General features: G+C 66.8%; 1 protein-coding gene. It reads left to right on the plus strand.

What is annotated here, in order from left to right; all coding sequences use genetic code 11:
- Positions 1-175 precede the first annotated feature (175 nt).
- Positions 176-1,940, plus strand: a 1,765-nt coding sequence (locus EOA27_RS34190; protein ID WP_245491275.1) for a cobaltochelatase subunit CobN, incomplete at its 3' end; no start/stop codon positions are given.

Raw genomic sequence — 1,940 nt, forward strand, 5'->3', positions numbered from 1 at the left:
GGTCGGCGATCCTTCGCCCCCCTCTCTGTCCTGCCGGACATCTCCCCCTCAAGGGGGGAGATCAGCCGTCACCAGCCTCGGCGCCTTTTCTTCGTCGGCATCAAAAGAGGCATCTGCAACGTCTGCGATTGGCGAAGCCGTCAATGACAGAGCAATCTCCCCCCTTGAGGGGGAGATGTCCGGCAGGACAGAGAGGGGGGCGACGGAACTCGACGTCGACAATTTCGCCGTCATCCCAATCCTCTTCTACCGCTCGATGCTGTTGGCCGCCGATGTCGCGCCGATCGATGCGCTGGTCGACGCACTACGCTCGCAGGGCATCGCGCCCGTGCCGATCTTCGTCTCCAGCCTGAAAGACCCGGCGTCGCTCGCCTTCGTCGAAACCGCCCTCGCCTCGCTGCACCCCGCCGCCATCATTACCGCCACCGCGTTCGCATCCGGCGCGGAGCCCGGCGCCGAGACCCTGTTCGACCGCGCCGGCGTGCCGATCTTCCAGGTCATCGTCGCCACGACGCGCCGCGAGGTCTGGGAAAACAACCAGCGTGGCCTGGCGCCCGCCGATCTTGCCATGCATGTCGTCCTGCCCGAGCTCGACGGCCGCATCCTGGCCGGCGCCATCTCCTTCAAGGGCGAGATCGAGACCGATCCGGCACTGGCCTTTCGCGCCTTTGCCAACCGGCCGGAAATGGACCGCGTGGCGCAGGTCGCCAAGCGGATCGCGGCGTTTATCCGCCTGCAGAGGACCAAGCGGGCCGAGCGCAAGCTGGCGATCCTGATCCCCGACTATCCGAGCGCGCCAGGGCGGACCGGCTATGCGGTCGGGCTTGATGTGCCCTCCAGTGTGCTTGCGATGATGCATGACCTGAAGGAACAGGGCTATGCGGTTGAAGGGATTCCGCAATCGCCGCGGGCGTTGTTGGATGCGCTGGAGGTGGGTGGCCACGGGTTAAGTTCAAAAGACTACCTGCGCTTGTCCGCTGAACTGCCGGAAGGCGCGCGTGATGCAGTCAGGGCTGCCTGGGGCAACGCGGAAGACCAGATAGGGCTGCGCGAGGCCCCCCTCTCTGTCCTGCCGGACATCTCCCCCTCAGGGGGGGAGATTGGCAGCTCCGCCGCCGGCTCTCCCCTTGCTAGGCCGAAAATTGGCGAAAGCCGAGCGCAAGAAATAATCTCCCCCCTTGAGGGGGAGATGTCCGGCAGGACAGAGAAGGGGGCGACGGAACGCCTGCCTTTGAAGGCTGCCGCCCCGCAACACTTCCCCTTCCGCGCCGCGACCTTCGGCAACGTCACCGTCGCACTGGCCCCCGACCGTGGCCGCTCGGCCGACCGCCGCGCTGACTACCACGACCCAACCCTGCCTCCCCGCCACGAGCTGATCGCCTTCGGATTCTGGCTGCGGAAATCGCTCGGCGTGCATGCCATCGTCCATGTCGGCGCGCATGGCACGCTGGAATGGCTGCCGGGCAAGACGGTCGCGCTCTCCGACACCTGCTTCCCCGAAATCGTCACCGGCTCGCTGCCGGTCATCTATCCCTTCATCGTCTCCAATCCCGGCGAAGCGGCGCAGGCCAAGCGCCGCATATCAGCCGTCACGCTGGGCCATCTGCCCCCGCCCATGACCGGCGCCGGCCTCGACGAGGCCCAACAGAGGCTGGAACGGCTGGTCGACGAATATGCCCAGGCCGATGGGCTCGACCGCCGCCGCCGCGACCGACTTGCAAAGCTGATCGTCGAGACGGCGCGGAAGACCGGGCTTGCCTCGGAAGCCGGCGTTGCCAAGACCGACCAGCCCGACGAAGCGCTGCGCCGCATCGATGCCTGGCTCTGCGATCTCAAGGATTTCGCCGTCAAGGACGGGCTGCATGTCTATGGCCGCGCGACGGAAGACGAAGCCGATCCGCTGCGCCGGCAGGGCGCGGCGGATCGGCTTCGTCTTCCGT

Source organism: Mesorhizobium sp. M2A.F.Ca.ET.037.01.1.1 (assembly GCF_003998075.1).
GTDB lineage: Bacteria > Pseudomonadota > Alphaproteobacteria > Rhizobiales > Rhizobiaceae > Mesorhizobium.